Source organism: Burkholderia sp. BE17 (genome assembly GCF_009362305.1).
Taxonomy (GTDB): domain Bacteria; phylum Pseudomonadota; class Gammaproteobacteria; order Burkholderiales; family Burkholderiaceae; genus Burkholderia; species Burkholderia pyrrocinia_C.
In genome coordinates this window covers 1-385 of sequence record NZ_WHNU01000127.1, presented here as the reverse complement: position 1 = coordinate 385, position 385 = coordinate 1, and the positions used below count along the sequence as shown (strand labels likewise).

General features: G+C 71.4%; 1 protein-coding gene. It reads right to left on the bottom strand.

Going from position 1 to position 385, the window contains the following annotated elements; genetic code table 11:
- Positions 1-354, bottom strand: a 354-nt coding sequence (locus tag GD429_RS40145; protein WP_321575151.1) for an alanine racemase, incomplete at its 3' end; no start/stop codon positions are given.
- Between the last annotated feature and the right edge of the window lie 31 nt (positions 355-385).

The window sequence follows — 385 nt, the reverse complement described above, 5'->3', positions numbered from 1 at the left end:
GGCCAGCAGCGTGGCGAGCTGATCCGGGAGGACCCCGGCCTTCTGCGGTTCCGCGCCGGTGTTGACCTGGATCAGCAGCTTCGGGGTCCGACCCGCGCGGTTGATTTCCTTGGCGAGCGCCGCCGCGAGCGACAGCCGGTCGAGGGCGTGGATCACGTCGAACAGGGCCACCGCCTCGCGGGCCTTGTTGGATTGCAACGGGCCGACGAGGTGCAGCTCGACATCCGGGTAGCGGGCGCGCAGGTCCGGCCACTTCGCGACGGATTCCTGGACGTAGTTCTCCCCGAACACCCGGTGCCCCGCCTCGAGCGCCGGGACGATGCCCTCCGCCGGCACGGTCTTGGAGACGGCCACCAGCCGGACCTCCGCGGGGTCGCGCTCCGAA